The sequence below is a fragment of the Arthrobacter sp. ISL-95 genome (assembly GCF_018613695.1).
Lineage (GTDB): Bacteria > Actinomycetota > Actinomycetes > Actinomycetales > Micrococcaceae > Arthrobacter.
On record NZ_JAGGPR010000003.1, the window covers coordinates 386,567 to 406,278 of the forward strand.

Annotated in this window: 16 protein-coding genes; 11 read left to right on the forward strand and 5 right to left on the reverse strand. The window is 62.1% G+C overall.

The annotated features are described in order from the left end of the window. Window positions 1-6: 6 nt before the first annotated feature. Together J7I86_RS04065 and J7I86_RS04070 are read right to left on the reverse strand one after the other, a co-directional pair. A complete protein-coding gene (locus tag J7I86_RS04065) occupies window positions 7-1,416 on the reverse strand; it encodes a ferredoxin reductase (protein ID WP_214815837.1) in 1,410 nt (469 codons plus the stop codon). Beyond that, window positions 1,413-2,714 carry an SRPBCC family protein gene (locus J7I86_RS04070; RefSeq protein ID WP_214815840.1) on the reverse strand — a complete coding sequence of 434 codons (1,302 nt, stop codon included), beginning with the start codon at window positions 2,712-2,714 and terminating at the stop codon, window positions 1,413-1,415. The genes J7I86_RS04065 and J7I86_RS04070 overlap by 4 nt, the downstream gene beginning before the upstream one ends. A 162-nt stretch (window positions 2,715-2,876) precedes the next feature. On the opposite strand from J7I86_RS04070, the gene J7I86_RS04075 reads away from it, so the two are divergent. After that, window positions 2,877-3,809 carry a LysR family transcriptional regulator gene (locus tag J7I86_RS04075; protein WP_214815844.1) on the forward strand — a complete coding sequence of 311 codons (933 nt, stop codon included), beginning with the start codon at window positions 2,877-2,879 and terminating at the stop codon, window positions 3,807-3,809. A gap of 26 nt (window positions 3,810-3,835) precedes the next feature. On the opposite strand, the gene J7I86_RS04080 is transcribed toward J7I86_RS04075, so the two are convergent. From J7I86_RS04080 to J7I86_RS04090, 3 genes are all read right to left on the reverse strand, one after another. Further along, the gene (locus tag J7I86_RS04080; RefSeq protein ID WP_214815846.1) at window positions 3,836-4,060 is read right to left on the reverse strand and encodes a hypothetical protein; all 225 of its coding nucleotides are present in this window, start codon (window positions 4,058-4,060) and stop codon (window positions 3,836-3,838) included. Window positions 4,061-4,065: 5 nt separating this feature from the next. Then, window positions 4,066-4,980 carry a pyridoxal 5'-phosphate synthase lyase subunit PdxS gene (gene pdxS / locus J7I86_RS04085; protein WP_309476661.1) on the reverse strand — a complete coding sequence of 305 codons (915 nt, stop codon included), beginning with the start codon at window positions 4,978-4,980 and terminating at the stop codon, window positions 4,066-4,068. 150 nt (window positions 4,981-5,130) lie between these two features. Then, window positions 5,131-5,811, reverse strand: coding sequence for a GntR family transcriptional regulator (locus tag J7I86_RS04090; protein ID WP_214815849.1), 681 nt, complete (start codon window positions 5,809-5,811; stop codon window positions 5,131-5,133). A gap of 121 nt (window positions 5,812-5,932) precedes the next feature. Between J7I86_RS04090 and purU the strand changes: the two genes are divergently transcribed. The 10 genes from purU to J7I86_RS04140 all read left to right on the forward strand — a co-directional run bounded on the left by purU (window position 5,933) and on the right by J7I86_RS04140 (window position 19,642). After that, on the forward strand, window positions 5,933-6,847 hold the full coding sequence (purU, locus tag J7I86_RS04095; protein WP_214815852.1) for a formyltetrahydrofolate deformylase: 915 nt from the start codon (window positions 5,933-5,935) through the stop codon (window positions 6,845-6,847). A 57-nt stretch (window positions 6,848-6,904) separates the two neighbouring features. Then, window positions 6,905-9,397, forward strand: coding sequence for an FAD-dependent oxidoreductase (locus J7I86_RS04100; RefSeq protein WP_214815854.1), 2,493 nt, complete (start codon window positions 6,905-6,907; stop codon window positions 9,395-9,397). A 143-nt stretch (window positions 9,398-9,540) separates the two neighbouring features. Then, on the forward strand, window positions 9,541-10,167 hold the full coding sequence (locus J7I86_RS04105; RefSeq protein ID WP_214815857.1) for a cyclodeaminase/cyclohydrolase family protein: 627 nt from the start codon (window positions 9,541-9,543) through the stop codon (window positions 10,165-10,167). After that, entirely contained in the window at window positions 10,164-11,048 is an 885-nt protein-coding gene (locus J7I86_RS04110) for a bifunctional 5,10-methylenetetrahydrofolate dehydrogenase/5,10-methenyltetrahydrofolate cyclohydrolase (RefSeq protein WP_214815860.1), read from the forward strand. The genes J7I86_RS04105 and J7I86_RS04110 overlap by 4 nt, the downstream gene beginning before the upstream one ends. An 11-nt stretch (window positions 11,049-11,059) precedes the next feature. Further along, on the forward strand, window positions 11,060-13,378 hold the full coding sequence (locus tag J7I86_RS04115; RefSeq protein ID WP_214815863.1) for an FdhF/YdeP family oxidoreductase: 2,319 nt from the start codon (window positions 11,060-11,062) through the stop codon (window positions 13,376-13,378). 173 nt (window positions 13,379-13,551) lie between these two features. Further along, window positions 13,552-14,769: a formaldehyde dehydrogenase, glutathione-independent gene (fdhA, locus tag J7I86_RS04120; RefSeq protein ID WP_214815866.1), complete on the forward strand. Its 1,218-nt coding sequence runs from the start codon at window positions 13,552-13,554 to the stop codon at window positions 14,767-14,769. Window positions 14,770-14,872: 103 nt separating this feature from the next. Continuing rightward, window positions 14,873-16,063 (forward strand): molybdopterin molybdotransferase MoeA, encoded by a 1,191-nt coding sequence (locus J7I86_RS04125; protein WP_214815869.1) that lies wholly within the window; start codon window positions 14,873-14,875, stop codon window positions 16,061-16,063. A 128-nt stretch (window positions 16,064-16,191) separates the two neighbouring features. Next, entirely contained in the window at window positions 16,192-16,998 is an 807-nt protein-coding gene (locus tag J7I86_RS04130; RefSeq protein ID WP_214816909.1) for an IclR family transcriptional regulator, read from the forward strand. Window positions 16,999-17,384: 386 nt separating this feature from the next. Continuing rightward, a complete protein-coding gene (locus J7I86_RS04135) occupies window positions 17,385-19,406 on the forward strand; it encodes a BCCT family transporter (protein WP_286179282.1) in 2,022 nt (673 codons plus the stop codon). A gap of 41 nt (window positions 19,407-19,447) precedes the next feature. After that, window positions 19,448-19,642 carry a hypothetical protein gene (locus tag J7I86_RS04140; RefSeq protein ID WP_214815874.1) on the forward strand — a complete coding sequence of 65 codons (195 nt, stop codon included), beginning with the start codon at window positions 19,448-19,450 and terminating at the stop codon, window positions 19,640-19,642. Window positions 19,643-19,712 lie beyond the last annotated feature (70 nt).

Sequence of the window (19,712 nt, forward strand, 5' to 3'; positions counted from 1 at the left end):
TGGGATCTAGGCGTCAATCACCATGTCGGTCCGTGCGGTGGAGCAGCAGGGAAGGAACTTTCCTGCATCGATCTCACGCGCCCGAATGCCGCCTTGGTGATTCATCTCCACTTCCCCTGAAAGTTTGACCACCTTGCAGGAGCCGCACATGCCCTCCTTGCAGTTGGCACCGATCCTGACGCCCGCACGCTGGGCCGGGCCCAGAATGTGCTCGGTGGGATCCACACGCACATTGATGCCAGTGCGCATGAAGGAGAGTGTGAGGCTTCCCGTTCCCACTGTCTCGAAGCTCGAAGCATCGGGAGTTGAGACCTCCGCTCCCGCCTCCGAACCGCCGTCGGATGCTTCAGGTGCATCCGGGTCAATGGTTTCCAGCGGCAGCCCCGTGGCCTTCAGGGGCCCTTCGGCGTCGTAGCCGGGCTCGTAGAGCCCGAACGCTGTGGGCTGACCCTCGTAGTAGCCCTCTGCGGAGTCCGCGATTTCCTCGGCGATTTCCTCGGCTATGTCCACCGCAAGGGCAAGCTCTGCCTGGTACTCAAGGATGGTCTGGCGATCTCCCGTGAAGAATTCCATGTGGATGGAGGTATCGTCCACGCCCACGTTCCCCAGGAGTTCGGTGGCGGTATTCAGGTAGCCCTCAGGGCCACACGCATACACCTGCCGGCCATTGGCATCCGGGGCCACCTCGTCCAGCATGGCCGCAGTCAGCCGTCCACTCAGCCCTTCCCAGCCCTCGGGTATGCTGCGATCGCCCAGGGAGTAGAAGACCTTGATGCGTGAATCCACGGACGCTATGTAGGCCAGTTCCTTGTTGAAGGCAAACCCTCCGGCTTCCGCTCCGTGGTACAGCACCACCACATCGGCCTGTCCCGGCAGCGAGTGGATGGTCCGCACCATGGACATGATGGGCGTGATGCCCGCACCGGCGGCCAGCAGGAGGTACCGTGCCCGCCGGTCCGCGTCGGGCAGGTGGAATGCCCCTACCGGACCGAGCATTTCAAGGACCGTGCCCGGCTTGATGTTCTCGTGCACCCACGGTGAAACCTGGCCTGCAGCATCGCGTTTGACCGTGATGTCGAAGGTCCACGGCTTGGTGGGCGCGCTGGACAGCGAGTAGCTGCGGTCCAACGGGTCCTGGTCCTCGCCGTTCACAGGGAAAGCAACGTTGACATACTGACCGGCACGGAATGCCAGGGGCGCACCGTCGGAGCGACGGAACACGAAGGTCATCATTCCGCCCACTTCGGGAACAATCTCCACGCATTCGGCCATGAACTCCTGCGGATGCCAGGGACCCAGCGCACGGGCTGCGCTGGCGGGTCCCTCGGTGCTTCCCATCACCCTGTTCCACGGCATTTCAAGGCCGCGAATGCGATGTGGCTCCTGGACTACCGTCTCAGTGAGGAGTTCGGTCATGCCAAGTGCTCCTGGACACGCTGTACGTACCAGTTGATGAATGCCTCCACCTGGTACTCGCTCTTCATGTACGGGCCGGGCTCATAGGCAGGGCTGCCGGCGCCGGTCTGGCATAGCTCCACGAACGCCTTGTCCTGGAGGTTGGTCTGCTTCCAGGTGTAGGTGAGCTTCTCCAAGTCGTAGTCCACGCCTTCAACGGCGTCGTCAGCAACGAGCCATGTGGTGCGCACCAAAGACTGGTGTTCGTTGATGGGGAAGACACCGAACGTGATGACGTGGTCGCTCTGGAAGTGGAACCAGCTGTTGGGCTGCAGGTGCATCGAGCAGCGGCCCAAGCGGAAGTCCCGCAGGTCGCCGAGCAGCTTCTTGGAAAGCCTGCGACCATCGGCAGAGAACGATTCGCCCTCGCCGTCCAGCGATTCACGTGAGATGCGGATTCCTGCAATACGGGTATCGAGCTCCTCCACCACCTCGTAGGGAAGGCCATAGCGGCGGCAACGCTCCTCGAGTGAGGACTGCGCTTCCTTGTTGCGGTCCCATACTTCCTCGAGGTGGGCCGGAATCAGGCCCTCCGTCAGGCCCCACGTGGGGAAGAGGGAACAGGCGAGCTCAGGGTGGCCATCGCAGTGATAGCACTCGCGGTTGTTCTCCATCACGAGCTTCCAGTTGCCCTCTTCAATGATGTTCTGCTGGTAAGCAATCTTCGTCTTGGAGAGGTCGTGGGGCGCGAGGTACGGCTCGAAGATCTTGGAAGTTTCGTCAAAATCTGCCGGCGGCTCGTCTGCGATGCACACGAAGATAAGTCCGGCCACCACGCGGCTGTGGGCGCGCTTGAGGCCGAAGCAGCCTTTGTCGAACTTCGTCTCTCCCGGCGCAGAGGCGTGGATCAGGTTGCCTTCAGGGGAGTACGTCCAGGAGTGGTAGCCGCACACCAGGTTTCCTGTTGATCCGGCAGCTTCGGTCAGGACGCGGGCGCCGCGGTGGCGGCAGACGTTGTGCAGGACGTTCACGCCGCCGTCGTCATTGCGCAGCACGATCAGGGAGTAGGGACCATAGTCGACGGTGACGTAGTCGCCCGGCTCGGGCAGTTCGGCGATGCTGCCGGCAAAGATCCAATGCTGGCCAAAGATGGCTTCCATGTCGATCTTGAAGATCGTGGCATCTGTGTAGAAAGGCGCATCGAGGGAAAATCCCTTGCGCCGGAACTCGAACAACGCGCTGATCTCCGCCAGCTGCTCTGCAGGCAAAGATGAAGCGAGTTTTCCGCGTGAGTTGAGGGGCAAGACTGGAGCAGACATATGTTTTCCTCCCGGGAGGCGTGGGTCAGAGTGTGTTTCGTGGGGAGCACTGCTGCGTTGGGTGCGAGCGGCGTTGTCGAAAACCTTATAGTCATGAGATTAGGGATCATTGAACCGCAACAAAAGCGCAAGATTCAGAAGATAACCGTGCACAATGGGTGCATGATCGATGCGAGACTCATCACACTTCGGGTATTTGCCCGCTGCGGCACCATTGGCGCCACAGCAGAGCTCACCGGCTACTCCCCTTCCGCTGTCTCCGCACAGCTGCGGGAGCTCCAGCGCATGCTGGGAATGCAGCTGCTGACCAAGGACGGACGGGGCGTGCGGCTGACCGCCACGGGCCGCTTTCTTGTGGCTGGCTCGGACACCCTTATTGCCGAATGGGAGAGCCTGCGCGCGGCAGCAATGGAGGCCGGCGATCAGGTGCAGTCACATTTTGGGCTCGGCGGATTCTCCACCGCGGCCGCCCAGTTGCTGGCCCCGCTGGCAGCCACCCTGCGCTCCACACGCCCCCAGCTGGAGGTGCAGGTCCTCGAAGCGAATCCAGCCCGATGCTTCGACTTGCTGGTTGCCGAGCGCATCGATCTTGCGGTGATTGTTGCCATGCAGTCCGACACCTACGTTGAGGACGATCCCCGGTTCGAACAGACGGTTCTGCTCGATGATCCCCTGGATGTGATCATTCCTGCCAACCACCGCTTGGCGTCGCGGGAAACGGTAACCCTCGAAGAGCTCGCATCGGAACCGTGGATCACCGAATCCGCGGGATCCACGTACCACGCCCTCTTCACAGCGGCTTTCACGGCTGTTGGAGTGACACCGCGCATTGCCCATGAGGCCGTTGAGTGGGAAACCCAAATTGCTTTTGTGGGTGCGGGGCTCGGCGTGGGCTTGCTGCCGCGACTGGCACCCCTGCATAGTCCCGAGAATGTGGTCCGGCTACGCATTACGGGCAAAGGGAAGCCTGCACGCCGCATTGTGGCAGCCGTGCGCAGGGGCAGCATCGCGTCGCCCTTGATCCAGGAGTCGCTCGCCATCCTTCAGGCGAGCGCTCACCGGATCCTCACGGCCCGCCCCGACGACGACCGCTGAGCGCCGCCCAGGGACGACTTATCTCCTCAGGCCCAGACCTGGTAGCCCGTCGACTTGTCGAACAGCCTCCTGGTGGAGAGTCCCTCTGCTGCGATCCAGAGCACCGAATCATCATCCGCAGCCTGCTCCACCACCCCGGTGAGAACGTGATGATCGAGCAACCACACCTCTACCGTATGGCCGATCAGCTGGGCCCAGTCCTTTCGGAGGCCACGGCCGTGGACGGTTCTGACGAGAGCAAGGTCCGTCATTCGCTCTACCAGCCGCGCTCGGCGAGGCGGTGGGGTTGGGGGATGTCGCCTACGTTGATGCCCACCATGGCTTCGCCGAGTCCGCGGGAGACTTTGGCAATGACATCGGGGTCGTCGTAATAGGCAGTGGCGTTGACGACGGCGGCGGCTCGCTCTGCGGGGTTGCCGGACTTGAAGATACCCGAGCCAACGAATACGCCGTCGGCGCCGAGCTGCATCATCATCGCAGCATCAGCCGGGGTCGCGATGCCACCGGCGGTGAACAGGACCACGGGGAGCTTGCCGGTAGCGGCAACTTCCTTGACCAGTTCGTAGGGGGCCTGCAGTTCTTTGGCCGCAACGTAGAGCTCGTCCTCGGGAAGGGCTGCGAGCTTGGCGATCTCGGAACGGATCTTGCGCATGTGGCCGGTGGCGTTGGAAACATCGCCGGTACCGGCTTCACCCTTGGACCGGATCATGGCCGCGCCCTCGTTGATGCGGCGCAGGGCCTCACCGAGGTTGGTGGCACCACAAACAAAGGGAACCGTGAAGTTCCACTTGTCGATGTGGTTGATGTAGTCGGCCGGGGTCAGGACCTCGGACTCGTCGATGTAGTCCACACCGAGGGACTGCAGGACCTGGGCTTCAACGAAGTGGCCGATGCGGGCTTTGGCCATGACCGGGATAGACACGGCGGCGATGATCGCATCGATCATGTCAGGATCGGACATGCGGGAGACGCCGCCCTGGGCGCGGATATCGGCCGGGACGCGCTCGAGCGCCATGACAGCGACGGCACCGGCATCCTCGGCGATGCGGGCCTGCTCGACGTTGACGACGTCCATGATGACGCCGCCCTTGAGCATCTCCGCCATGCCCCGCTTAACCCGGCTGCTGCCCGTGAGCGGTATGTGTTCGAAAAGGTGAGGTCTTGTAAGCACGCGATACTCCAGGGCTGAAGGCTGTGATTGCATCACAAGCGCCCGAATGCAGACCCATGGAAGGGGCCTGATATCCGGGTGATATATTAGTTGGAGTCTTCAGTATGCAATCACCGGGACACGGAGTCAACAGCGATATTCAGGCCGAAACTAGGCCGCGAAAAGCGCCTGACGCACAGCGTGCTCGAAGCCGCTGACGTGGACACGGGCCAGCTCGGCGGCCTTGTCCTCTTCGCCGTCAATGACCGCCCTTAGCAAATCCAGGTGCTCACGCACGTGGTGCTCAAGCTCCGGTAGCCGATCCAGGACCATGCACCAGATCCGCGTGGCCAGGTTGTCGTAGCGAATCAGGATGTCCTCAAGGTGCGGGTTGGCAGCCGCCGCATAGATTCCCCGGTGAACGCTGGCGTCCAGCCGCAAAGTTTCAACCACCGTGGCTGCGTTGACGTCAAAGTCCTCCACTGCGCGCATCACTTCACGCAGGTGTTCTTTGGTGGCAGCAGAAGCAACCCGCGCTGCCCTTGCGGCCGCAAGGGGTTCCAATTGCGCCCGGATCTCGGAGATGAAGGCGAGGTCGGTTACTTCCACGCGGGTGGCAAACGTGCCCCGCCTCGAATAGGTAATGACCAGCCGGTCCAACTCCAGGCGCTTGAGAGCTTCGCGCACCGGCGTCCGGCCGATCTCCAAGTCCTTGGCCAACTGATCGTCGTTGAGGAGGTCGCCTGGTTTGATGTCCAACATCAAGAGGCGATCCCGGAGGCGTTCGTAGGCGATGTCAGCCAAAGACTTCTTTGCGTCTTCACCGGCGATTGCCAGAGTTCCAAAAGCCATAGCGTCATCTCCTGTCTTCACAACCAAAAAACCTATTGACCTGCCTGAGTCACCAGTATACGCTGAATCCCAATCCTAATATATCAGTTCAGGACCCAGGAATATATCTAAAGGAGGAGACATGACCCTCGTGGCGACAGACTCACCAGTAAGCACACTGCCGAAGCCCGAATTGCTCAAAGAAGAGCAAGCACAGAAGTTCGTACTCACATTGTCGTGCGTCGAGCGCGCCGGGATTGTTCAGGCAGTTACCACCTTCCTTTACGAGCGCGGTTTCAACATTGAAGAGCACCAGCAGTTCGACGACGGCCTCCGCCAGACGCTGCACCTGCGGACGGCTTTCTCCGGCCCGCTGTCCTACTCCCCGGAGCGGCTTGAAGAGGAATTCAGCGCAATTGCTGACCGCTTCGAGATGAAGTTCAGCTTCCATGACCAAACCAAGAAGCGGGTTCTGGTGATGGTGTCCAAGTTCGGGCACTGCCTGAACGATCTCATCTTCCGGTGGCGCGGTGGCAGCCTGGGCGGTGACCTCGTAGTGGTCGCCTCCAACCATGAGACCCACCGCGCCATGGCTGAAGCGGCCGGCCTGCCCTTCGTCTACATTCCTGTTACCCCGGATACCAAGGCAGAGGCCGAACAGCGGCTCCTGGACCTGGTGGAGGAGTACAACGTGGACCTCGTAGTTCTGGCACGGTACATGCAGGTCCTTTCGGACGATTTGTGCCGCGCTCTTGAAGGACGCGCCATCAATATCCACCACTCGTTCCTGCCGGGATTCAAGGGCGCCCGCCCCTACCACCAGGCCTATGACCGCGGCGTGAAGCTGGTGGGCGCAACTGCGCACTACGTCACCGCGGACCTGGATGAGGGACCGATCATCGAGCAGGAAGTCATCCGCGTCGATCACAGCTACGGTCCCAACACCCTCTCAACCGTGGGCCAGGACGCCGAAGCTCTGGCGCTGTCCCGCGCCGTCAGGTGGCACTGCGAGCACCGCGTGCTGCTGGACCAGACCAGCACAGTGGTTTTCCGCTAAACCAAGCACCAGAACACCAGCAGACTCACCCCTCTTAACTTCAGCAGGAGAACCCCCATGGCATCCACGCCTCGCATTGTCATCATCGGAGCTGGGATTGTTGGCACCAACCTCGCCGACGAACTGGTCACCCGCGGTTGGAACAACATCACCGTCCTGGACCAAGGACCCCTGAACATGCCCGGTGGCTCCACGTCCCACGCGCCGGGCTTGGTTTTCCAGACCAACCCTTCCAAGTCCATGGCGCTCTTCGCCAAGTACACGGTGGAAAAGCTCCTGTCCCTCACTGAGGATGGCCAGAGCTGCTTCAACCAGGTGGGCGGACTGGAAGTAGCCACCACAGAGACCCGCCTGGCCGACCTGAAGCGCAAGCTCGGCTACGCACAGTCGTGGGGCATCGACGGCAAGATCCTCTCCCGCGAAGAGTGCAAGGAGCTCTACCCGCTGATCAATGAGGAAGACATCCTCGGTGGCCTCCACGTCCCCACCGATGGCCTGGCGCTTGCAGCCCGCGCTGTGCAGTTGCTGATCAAGCGCACCGAAGCCGCCGGCGTGAAGTACATCGGCAACACCGAAGTGACCGGCATCGAGCAGTCAAACCACCGCGTTACCGGCGTCGAGACCGCCGACGGCGTAATCCCTGCGGACATTGTGGTTTCCTGCGCCGGCTTCTGGGGCGCCAAGGTGGGCGAGTTGATCGGAATGTCCGTTCCACTCCTCCCACTGGCACACCAGTACGTAAAAACGACTCCGGTTCCCGCCCAGAAGGGCAAGAACGAGCTGCCCAACGGCGCCCAGCTGCCCATCCTGCGCCACCAGGACCAGGACCTCTACTACCGCGAGCACGGTGACCGTTACGGCATTGGCTCCTACGCTCACCGCCCCATGCCCGTGGACCTTGACGAGTTGGGCAGCTACGAGCCCAGCAGCATCACCGAACACAACATGCCCTCGCGCCTGGACTTCACGTTGGAGGACTTCCTCCCCGCGTGGGAAGCAACCAAGCAGATCCTGCCCGCTCTCCGCGAAAGCGAAATCGAGGATGGCTTCAACGGCATCTTCTCCTTCACCCCGGACGGCGGCTCGCTGGTGGGCGAGTCCAAGGAAGTGGACGGGTTCTTCGTGGCCGAAGCCGTGTGGGTCACCCACTCCGCCGGCATTGCCCGCGCCGTGGCCGAGCTGCTGACCACCGGCAAGTCCGGGATTGATCTGGGAGATTGCGACATCCACCGCTTCGAAGAGGTCCAGCTGACCCCCGAGTACGTCAGCGAAACCTCCCAGCAGAACTTCGTGGAAATCTACGATGTGATGCACCCGCTCCAGCCCAAGCTCTCTCCCCGCAATCTTCGCGTCAGCCCCTTCCATGCCCGTCACAAGCAGCTGGGCGGATACTTCCTGGAAGGCGCTGGATGGGAACGCCCCTACTGGTTCGAAGCCAACGCTGAACTCCTCAAGGAGATGCCGGACGAGTGGCAGCCGCCGGCCCGTGACGCCTGGTCCGGCATGTTCAGCTCGCCCATCGCCGCAGCTGAAGCCTGGAAGACCCGTACAGCAGTTGCCATGTATGACATGACGCCGCTGAAGCGCCTTGAGGTTTCCGGCCCGGGAGCCTTGAAGTTGCTGCAGGAACTGACCACCGGCGACTTGGCCAAGAAGCCCGGCGCAGTCACTTATACGCTGCTCCTGGACGAGGCCGGCGGCGTCCGAAGCGACATCACTGTGGCCCGCCTCAGCGAGGACACCTTCCAGCTCGGCGCCAACGGCAACATTGACACCGCCTACTTTGAGCGAGCGGCCCGGCAGCAAACAGACAATGGCGACGCCGGCGACTGGGTCCAGGTCCGTGACACCACCGGCGGCACCTGCTGCATCGGCCTGTGGGGCCCGCTGGCCCGCGACCTGATCAGCACGGTCAGCAGCGATGACTTCAGCAATGACGGCCTGAAGTACTTCCGCTCCAAGAAGGTCACCATCGGAGGCGTCACGGTCACTGCGATGCGCCTTTCCTACGTGGGCGAACTCGGCTGGGAGCTCTACACCAGCGCAGACAACGGGCAGCGCCTTTGGGACGCTTTGTGGAAGGCCGGCCAGCCGTTTGGCGTCATCGCCGCAGGCCGTGCTGCTTTCAGCTCGCTGCGACTCGAAAAGGGCTACCGTTCCTGGGGCACGGACATGACCACCGAGCACGATCCTTACGAGGCGGGCCTGGGGTTTGCCGTGAAAATGACCAAGGAGAACTTCGTCGGTAAGGCCGCGTTGGAAGGCCGCACTGAGGAAGGCTCGGCCCGCCGCTTGCGCTGCTTGACGGTGGACGACGGCAGGAGCCTGGTACTGGGCAAGGAACCGGTGTTCTACAAGGACCAGGCCGTTGGTTACGTCACCAGCGCCGCCTACGGCTACTCGGTCCGCAAGCCGATTGCCTACGCTTACCTGCCCTCTGCAGTATCGCTGGGAGACTCCGTGGAAATCGAATACTTCGGACGCCGCATCCAGGCCACCGTCACCGAAGATCCGCTGTACGACCCCACTATGAGCCGGCTCCGGGGCTAACACCCCGCGCAGGGCACCTTGATGCCTGCGTAGCCACCAAGGGCACACGGCCCGGACCCTCCCCCCTCGCAATGAGAGGGTCCGGGCCGTTGCTTTACCGCTTCCTTCAGTCAGCCTTCTTCTTCAGTCAGCCAGGAAGACCCATGATCAGTTCAGAAACCATCAATGATTACCTCTCCAGGCTTGCTTCACGTCAGCCCACCCCCGGTGGAGGCGCGGCCGCAGCGCTGCATGCTGCCCAGGGTGCTGCCTTGGTAGCCATGGTGGCCAGGTACACCACCGGCGCAAAGTATGAGGAACATGCCGCACTGGTCACCCGGATCACCAGCGCCGCCGATCACCTGATCGTTGAGTCCCTGCGTCTCGCAGACGCCGATGAGCACGCCTTTCAGTCCGTGATCGACTCCTACAAGCTTCCGTCGGAAACCGACGAACTCAAGGCCGTAAAAACGGCAGCAATCCAGGAAGCCCTGGTCCAGGCAGCCCATACTCCCGCGCAGCTGATCAAGGTTGCCGGTGAAGTGGTGGAACTTGCCACCGAACTTTTTGATGTGGCCAACCCCAATGTCATCAGCGACGTCGCCGCTGCCGCCGACGCAGCGCGCGCCGCCGCCACAACAGCCCGGGTCAACATCGACATAAACGTCGTCGCCATCAAACACGGCGAAGCCCGTTCCCGCCTGGTGGAGCAGACGGATGGGATTGAGGACAAAGTGGTTCTCGCCGCCGATGCCCTGGTGAAGCGTGTCCGCGAAAGGATCCTCTCATGAGCACCGCAATGCTATCCGGCAAGCCGCTCGCTGCCCTCATCCAGAAGCGGGCCCACGAGGAGACCGCCCTCCTGGATGATGAAGGCCTCCGACCGGTCCTGGCAGTTGTTGTTGCAACGGACGACGAATCCACGCACTGGTATGTACGGTCCATTGAGCGTGCCGCAGGGCGCGCAGGTATCGGTTGCCGGATCATCGACCTTGGCCACGACGCCACAGAACAAGTGCTGGCCAGTGTCCTGGCGGACCTCAGCGCGGAACCCACCGTCCACGGCATCATCCTCCAAACTCCCCTGCCGGCCGCCGTCCGCGCTGACCGGTTGGTAGGCCTCATCGCCCCGGAAAAGGACATCGACGGCGCCAATCCCCTCAGCCTCGGCCGTTTGGCTGTGGGGCAGCCCGCCTTTGCACCCGCTACTGCCCAGGCTGTGGTGGAGCTGCTGGACCACTTCCAGATCCCGGTTGCAGGACGGAACGTGGCCGTCGTCGGGCGTTCCGCCGTGGTGGGCAAGCCGCTGTCCCTGCTCCTCCTCGAGAAGGACGCCACCGTCACTATCTGCCATTCCAAGTCCGGACCGCTGGAACGCTACACCCGGCCGGCCGACGTCGTGGTTGTTGCCGCCGGGCGGACCGGGCTGCTGAAAGGTAGCCACGTCTCGCCGGAGGCGGTAGTGATCGACGTCGGCACGAACGTCCTGCCCGATGGTTCCCTGGTGGGAGATGTTGACGAAGCCAGCGTCACCGGCGTTGCGGCCGGGTTGAGTCCTGTCCCGGGAGGCGTAGGATCAGTGACCACTGCGCTCCTGCTGCTGCACACCGTGGAAGCCGCCCGGCAGCAATCCCGAACCACGCTGCTCACTGCTTCCACTTCCCGGATCTGAAGGGGTTCCCCATGCATTCCAAAGCTCCACGCGAGAACATTGACGAGTCAAAGCTGACCGTCACCAAACCCAAGACCAAGGCCGTAGGCATCCCCGCTGTTGCCAATGCCCTGAAAATTTCGCTGGAACAGATGGGACCGCTGCGGAGCGTCCAAACCCTTTTGGCCGTGAATCAGCTGGACGGGTTCGACTGCATGGGATGCGCGTGGCCCGAGCATGAGAAGCGCAATGCGGCAGAGTTCTGCGAGAACGGCGCCAAGGCAGTGGCCGAGGAAGCCACACGTCGCCGGGTCACGCCGGAGTTCTTTGCCCACCACTCCGTTGCCGAGCTCAAGACCCGCGACGACTTTTGGCTGGGGCAGCAAGGCCGGATCACGCACCCGATGTTCCTCGATGAAGGCGCAACGCATTATAGGGCCGTTGGCTGGGACGAGGCCTATGACCTCATGGCCGAGGAACTGCGGGGCATGGACCACCCCGATCAAGCGGTGTTCTACACCTCGGGCCGGACCTCGAATGAGGCAGCATTCGTCTACCAGCTCCTGGTGCGGGGCATTGGTACCAACAACCTCCCGGACTGCTCCAACATGTGCCATGAATCCTCGGGCTCGGCGCTGGTGGAAACCATCGGCATTGGCAAGGGTTCGGTCAGCCTGACTGACCTGGAAACGGCGTCGCTGATTTTCGTGGCCGGGCAGAACCCCGGCACCAACCACCCGCGCATGCTTAGCGCGTTGGAGAAGGCGAAGAAGAACGGCGCGGTCATCGTGTCCGTCAATCCCCTTCCCGAGGCCGGGCTCCTGCATTTCGAGAACCCGCAGCATGTGGCCGGCATGATCCAGGGGACCCAGCTGACGGATGACTTCCTGCAGATCCGTGCGGGCGGGGACCAGGCCCTTTTCCAAGGCCTGGGCAAATACCTGCTGGAGGCCGAAGCTGCCGGACGGAACACTCCGGGTCTGCAAACGGTGCTGGATCACCATTTCATTGACAACCACACGGTGGGTCTGGACGACTACCTGCGTTTCCTGGAAAAGGTGGAGTGGGATGACATTGTGGAGGCAACGGGCCTCACCCTGGAACAGATTCATGCAACCGGTGAGCGGATGCTCGCTTCCAGTGCCACCATCGTGTGTTGGGCTATGGGATTGACCCAGCACAAGCATTCCGTTCCTACCCTCCGCGATGTTGTCAACGTTCTGCTGCTTCAGGGCAACATCGGCAAGCCCGGCGCCGGCGTATGCCCGGTGCGCGGCCACTCGAACGTCCAGGGCGACCGCACCATGGGCATCTTCGAAAAGATGCCGGAGACGTTCCATGACCGTTTGGACCAGGAATTTGAGTTCCGCTCTCCGCGTGAGCACGGCTTTGACACTGTGGCAGCCATCCGCGCCATGCGGGACGGGAAAGTACGCTTCTTCATGGGGATGGGTGGCAACTTCGTCCGGGCTGCCCCGGACTCGGACGTGACCGAGCTGGCCTTGGCCAACACCCGGTTGAGCGTCCAGATCTCCACCAAACTCAACCACTCGCACCTGTCCACAGGCCGCCGTGCGCTGATCCTGCCCACCCTTGGACGCACCGAGAAGGACACCCAGCGCACAGGCGACCAGCGGGTCACCGTGGAAGACTCCATGAGCGCGGTCCACGCATCACGGGGACGCCTCAAGCCCGCAAGCGAACACCTTCACTCCGAAGTAGCGATCGTGTGCAACCTTGCGGACAGGCTGTTCAAGGACGGCCATCAACGCCTGCCCAACACCCCGCAAGCTTCCTGGTTGGCCATGAGGGATGACTACTCTCTGATCCGGAAGCACATTGAGGCCGTCTTCGATGGTTTTGAGGACTTCGAAGCACGCATCCAGCATCCTGGCGGCTTTGTGTTGCCCCACCCGCCGCGCGATGCCAGGAAGTTCGACACCGCCTCCGGGAAAGCACATTTCACGGGCAACGAGCTGGAATTCATCAAGATCCCGGCCGGCCGATTGGTCCTTCAAACCCTTCGCTCACATGACCAGTACAACACCACCATCTATGGCAAGGACGACCGCTACCGCGGCATCCACGGAGGACGCCGCGTGGTGCTCATCAACGCCGAGGACATCACCGAGCTGGGATTCTCCGACGGCGACATGGTCCACCTGATTTCCGAGTTCCAAGGCGTTGATCGCAGGGCTGAGGACTTCCGCATCGTGTCCTATTCCACTCCGAAAGGTTGCGCCGCAGCCTATTACCCGGAAACCAACGTCCTGGTGCCTTTGGATTCCGTGGCGGATACCAGCGGAACACCCACCTCCAAGTCGGTGATCATCCGGCTGGAGAAAGCCTGAATCGGCAACAAAGGCCACCAACAGAGTTTCCACCCGTCAGATGTTCCACCCGTCCAGTGGTCCGTAATTGGTGCTTCGGTGCCTGAAACCTGGGGAGGTATTTCCTCATCGAAGCACCGCTTTCGGATCATTGGGCAGCATTTTCAGTAACAGCCAAAGAATAGGGAGTTACCATGTCAGGAAACAGAGCAGTCGCCTACAAGGAACCCGGTGTCGTTGAGATCATCGACACTGACTACCCAACGTTTGAGCTCAAAGACGGACCAGGCGTCAACCCCGCCAACGTAGGACGGAAGGTGCCGCACGGCGCGATCCTCCGGACGGTGACCACCAACATCTGCGGTTCGGACCAGCACATGGTCCGTGGCCGCACCACAGCTCCGAAGGACTTGGTCCTCGGCCACGAAATCACCGGCGAAGTAGTGGAGGTGGGACCCGACGTCGAGTTCATCAAGGTAGGCGACATCGTCTCGGTGCCGTTCAACATCTCCTGTGGCCGCTGCCGGAACTGTAAGGAACAGAAGACCGGCATTTGCCTCAACGTCAACCCCGATCGCCCCGGCAGTGCCTATGGCTACGTTGACATGGGCGGGTGGGTGGGCGGCCAAGCTGAGTTCGTGCTGGTCCCCTACGCTGACTGGAACCTGCTGCGCTTCCCGGACCGCGATCAGGCACTGGAAAAGATCATGGACTTGACCATGCTCTCGGACATCTTCCCCACCGGCTTCCATGGCTCCGTCACCGCCGGCGTAGGCGTGGGATCCACCGTCTACGTCGCAGGTGCCGGGCCCGTGGGCCTCGCTGCCGCCGTGGGCGCACAGCTGCTTGGCGCCGCCGTCGTCATTGTGGGCGACATGAATGAGGACCGCCTGGCTCAGGCGCGCTCCTTCGGCTGCGAAACCGTCAACGTGTCAAACGGCGATCCCAAGGAGCAGATCGCCCAAATCCTTGGAGTTCCGGAAGTGGATTGCGGTGTGGACGCCGTTGGCTTCGAAGCCCGCGGCCACGGTAAGGATGCCTCCCACGAGGCTCCTGCCACAGTGCTCAACTCGCTTATGGACATCACTGCCGCCGGCGGGTCCCTGGGCATCCCGGGCCTCTATGTCACCGGCGATCCGGGCGGAATCGACGAGGCCGCCAAGCACGGCTCCCTCTCGTTATCCCTTGGTACCGGCTGGGCAAAGTCATTGTCCTTCACCACCGGCCAGTGCCCCGTCATGAAGTACAACCGCCAGCTGATGATGGCCATCCTCCATGACAAGGTCCAGATCGCCAAAGCCGTCAACGCCAAGGCCATTCCGCTCGAAGATGCTCCGCGCGGCTACGCCGAATTCGACGCCGGATCAGCAACAAAGTTCGTACTGAACCCGAACGGCTATGTGAAGGCCTAATACAGTACGCATCAACTGATACCGGGGACTGCGGCAAGAATTACGGGAAGGCCGTGCAGTCCCCGGTATCTGCGTCACATCCCACCTTAGGAAGCGGGCATCAATGCTTGCACAAGCGACGTGCACCCACGCAACCACCTGGGCCCAAGCGCGGCAGCTGGCCTACCAGTGCGCCAGGCCGCTCCCAGCCTTGGCGGTCACCCTTCGCGAAGCAGTCGGCGGCACGCTTACCAGCCCCATCACTGCACAGCAGGACCTCCCACACTATGCGTCATCAGCCATGGACGGCTGGGCTGTTAACGGCAACGGACCATGGAAGTTAACGACGCCGGGGCGGCCGCTCGCCGAAGGTGAAGCGAGCGTTATCGCCACCGGAGGGCTCGTCCCCACCGGTGCCGCGACGGTCCTGCGCAAGGAAAGCGGCTGCGTCTTAGGCGACGGGTACCTCTCCCTCGGGCACGGTTCAAAGCCTGGTGAGACACTCCCGGGCCGTCACATCCGTCCAGCCGGAGAAGAAGCCACAGCCGGCGATGTCCTCATACCTGCCGGCACCCTCCTCAACCCGGCGCACATTGCCCTGGCTGCTGTGGCGGGCCACGACCACCTACAGGTACAGCGCAAGCCGAGGGTCGCCGTCGTACTTACCGGCTCGGAAGTGGTGACCTCAGGTGAGCCCGCGCCGGGACAGGTCCGCGACGCGTTCGGCCCGCAACTGGATACCGTCATTTCGCAACTGGGCGGAGAGCCCGTTGGTCAGCAAAGGATTGGTGATTCGTACCAAGAGTGGATGGCAGCGCTGGGCGGTGGCCGCGGCGCCGAGCGGCCGGACGTGATAGTTACCACCGGTGGAACAGGAAAATCCGGCACAGATCACTTTCGCGACGCCGTTGGCGCGCTCGGCGGCAGGCTCCTGCTGGACGGGGTTGCCATGCGGCCGGGACATCCGGCAGTGCTGGCGGAACTTCCTGATGGCTGTTTCATCATCGGGCTTCCGGGGAATCCGCTGGCCGCCATGATGACCCTCATGACCCTTGGAGAACCTCTTCTGGCGGCTCTGGGAGACAGACCCCTCCGAGCGGCCCACTTTGTGACGTCCGGGGCGGACATCGATCCCGACCCAGGGCGGACCCGGCTCATGCCCTGCACCTTGATCCACGGCCTCGCAATCCCCGCCTCCCACACGGGTCCGGGCATGATGCGCGGCCTTGCCTGGGCGGATGGATACATGGCTGTTCCCCCTGAAGGTGTGGCAGCCGGCGCACCCGTTCCCATGCTGCCGCTGCCGTGGACTTAGCTCGTTCGAGTCCCCATGGTGTGAAAGGGTACGTGCAAAACTCCGTCTAGGATGAGGAAAGACGAGGGTGCAGGCCGAACATGGCTACCGGCTCAGGGCGGCCTGCCTGGACAATGACACGAGGCATCATGGCCGCAAGCAACAAACCGGACCCTGACAAGAATGTAGACGCCCAAGGCGGCGGCGTCCAGTCAGTGGATCGCGCACTCCAAATACTGGAGATCCTGGCGCGCGAAGGAGATGCCGGCGTCAGCGAGATCGCCGAGGAGATGGGCATCCACAAGTCCACAGTGTCCCGCCTGGTGGGCTCCTTGGTCAACCGTGAACTCGTCCGGCAGAACAGCGAACGCGGCAAGTACCAGCTGGGTTTTGGGATCCTCCGCCTGGCGTCCTCCATCCCCGGCAGGTTGAGCGTGGTTCATGAGGCGCGCCAAGTCCTGGAGGCGCTCGCCGCAGAATACAAGGAGACGGTCAACCTCGCCGTTCTGCGCTCGAACTACGCAGTCAACGTAGACCAGGCGATGGGACCCTCAACACTTGCCACCTACGACTGGGTGGGTAGCCTAACGCCGCTGCACGCAACCTCCAGCGGCAAGGTCCTTCTTGCCGCTCTGACCGCGGATGAACGAACCCAGGTCCTCAAGGCGGTCGGCCTGCCCGCACGTACGCCGCGTACCGTCACAAACCGCGGCGAGCTGGAGAAGCAACTTCTGGACGTGGCCCGCAACGGGTACGCCACAGTCCACGAAGAGTTTGAAATCGGCCTTACTGCCGTTGCCGTGCCCATCTTCAACCACTCGGGTAGCGTCATCGCCGCAGTCAGTATCTCCGGCCCGGCGTTCCGCTTTTCGCCTGAGGACCAGCCGGGGCTCATCGACGGCCTCCGGGAGGCCGGGCTAACCATCAGCGCCCGGATGGGTTACAGGCGCCGATAGCACGCAATACCCAGCGAATCCAAAGCTCTCCGACCCAACCGTCACCCTGAAACCCAACGGCGCAGGTCAAAGCCAATTGATATATCAAGTTGCCGTTAAACAGGCGAAAGTCCTTGACTTTTGCTTGTGACGGGGCGCACTCTGTTGCTTAGCGCGAATGTTGTTGATTCATGCGGAACGCGATCCCGGCTCCACGGGCCCCGCGTTCCACCAATCAGTCCTACCTATGAGGTGCATCTTGAAACTGCCCGTCAACGCTGAAGAAGCACAGATCGTAGACGGCATCCTCAAGGTCAACGGGGGAACCCCCAACCATCCCTGCGGCCTCACCTTCCAGGGCCATGTTTAAACGCAAACCCATGACTCGCCGAGCAAAGGACCCGCTCATGGCTACAAACAGTGACACAAAACCCCTAACACCAGAGGAGTTACCTGCCGACGATCAGCCGGCAGGTACTTCAGCAGCAACCAGCCCCGCCCGCACGGAGAACCCTGAAGCAGTTATCAGCATCTCTCCCACCGACACCAACTTGGCAGCCCTCGACGCTGAGGACGGAGGCGCAGAGCCCATTTCCGATTCTGTAGAACACGAACAGATCATGGAGGAGTTGCGCCACGCCAAGACCGAGCAGGCCGTTTCGGCCCGCCGGAACCGCAAACTTACCCTCGACAAAGTCACCTTCGGGATCACGGGCGCCATCGCCGTCGCCTTCGTGGTCTGGGGCTTTGTGGGACGCGACAGCCTCTCCGATACCTCCAAGGGTGCCCTGAACTGGGTCATGGAGTACACAGGCTGGCTCTTCATGGTTCTCGCCTCATTGTTCGTCGTTTTCGTCCTATGGCTTGCCTTGGGCAAATTCGGCAACATCCCGCTGGGCAAGGACGGCGAAAAGCCCGAGTTCCGAACTGTCTCCTGGGTGGCCATGATGTTCGCCGCCGGCATGGGCATCGGACTCATGTTCTACGGTGTTGCCGAACCGCTGTACCACTACATTTCGCCGCCGCCGGGAACAGTGGACGGCCGCACTCCCGCAGCCATCCAGACCGCCATGGCCACGTCCATCTTCCACTGGACCCTGCACCCGTGGGCCATGTACGCAGTAGTCGGCATCGCCATGGCTTACGGCACCTACCGCCTCGGCCGCAAGCAACTGGTCTCCGCGGCCTTCACCTCGCTCTTCGGCATCCGCATGGTGGAAGGGCCGATCGGCAAGTTCATCAACATCCTGGCCATCTTCGCCACACTCTTCGGAACTGCCGCCTCGCTGGGCCTGGGTGCCCTCCAGATCGGCAGCGGCATGACGTCCAACGGCTGGATGGGTGAGATCGGCACTCCCGTGCTGGTAGTCATCGTCGCGATCCTGACGTTCTGTTTCGTGGCATCAGCTGTTTCAGGCATCAGCCGCGGCATCCAGTGGCTGTCCAACATCAACATGGTCCTGGCCGTTGTTCTGGCCCTCATTGTGTTCATAGCCGGACCCACCTTGTTCATCCTCAACCTGATCCCTTCAGCCGTGGGTGACTACGCCCGGGATCTGGCTGAAATGTCCTCACGTACCGAGGCCGTGGGAGATGACTCGCTGCGCAGCTGGATGACCAGCTGGACCATCTTCTACTGGGCCTGGTGGATCTCTTGGACGCCCTTTGTGGGAATGTTCATCGCCCGCATCAGCCGTGGCCGCACCATCCGCCAGTTCGTCACCGGCGTGCTGCTGGTGCCCAGCGTAGTCAGCGTGATCTGGTTCGGTATCTTTGGCGGTGCCGCGTTCCACGTTCAGCAAGAGGCGGACAAGGCCGGCACTCCTGGTCTTGTGACCATGGTGGACGGTGCTCCCTCCATCAACTTCGACGGCGCGCTCTTCGACCTCGTGAAGAATCTGGGCATGCCTGGCTGGCTGACAGCAGCCGTCATTGTCCTGGCCATGGTCCTGGTGGCGATCTTCTTCGTCACCGGTGCCGACGCAGCGTCCATCGTGATGGGATCCCTCAGCTCCAATGGTGCTGAGCACCCGCGTCGAGGAGTGGTGATCTTCTGGGGAAGCCTCACCGGCGCAGTAGCAGCGGTCATGTTGCTTGCCGGCGGCGATAAACCATCTGAAGCGTTGTCAGGCCTGCAAAGAGTGACAATCGTGGCTGCCCTGCCCTTTGTCATCGTCATGCTGTTGCTCTGTTTCGCACTGGTCAAGGACCTTCGCCGCGATCCCCTGCAACTGCACAAACGCTTGGCCACCTCAGTGGTGGAACGAGCCATCCGGACCGGCGTCGAGCAGCACGGCGGCGTTCAGTTCGACCTCGTCACCAGGCACGATTGCGCTGAAAAATGCACGGAGTCCGATTGCAACGGGGGAACACCTACGGGAACCATCCCCCTGGTTGGCAAACCCCCTCAGGACTCCGACCACAAGTAACCCCTCCGGTTAACCCCATTTACACATCAGGAAGGTCCCCCATGCCCAAAACCTCTGCCCCAGGCACGCTCCGCCTCAACACCCAGGCCAGCCGCAACACCCAGGCCGGCGAGGATGTGACTCTTACCCTGGACTCATCCAAGCCCTTGACCGTCCGGATTGAAGTTGACCATTGCCCCTGCGGATCGGAACACAACCGGGCCGGCTCCTACGTGGACAGTGACTTCAGCCGCTAACAGGTCATCAACTCGTCGCAGGGACAAAGCAGTTAGTCCCTACGCAACAAAGCAGGCGCCGGATCAGATC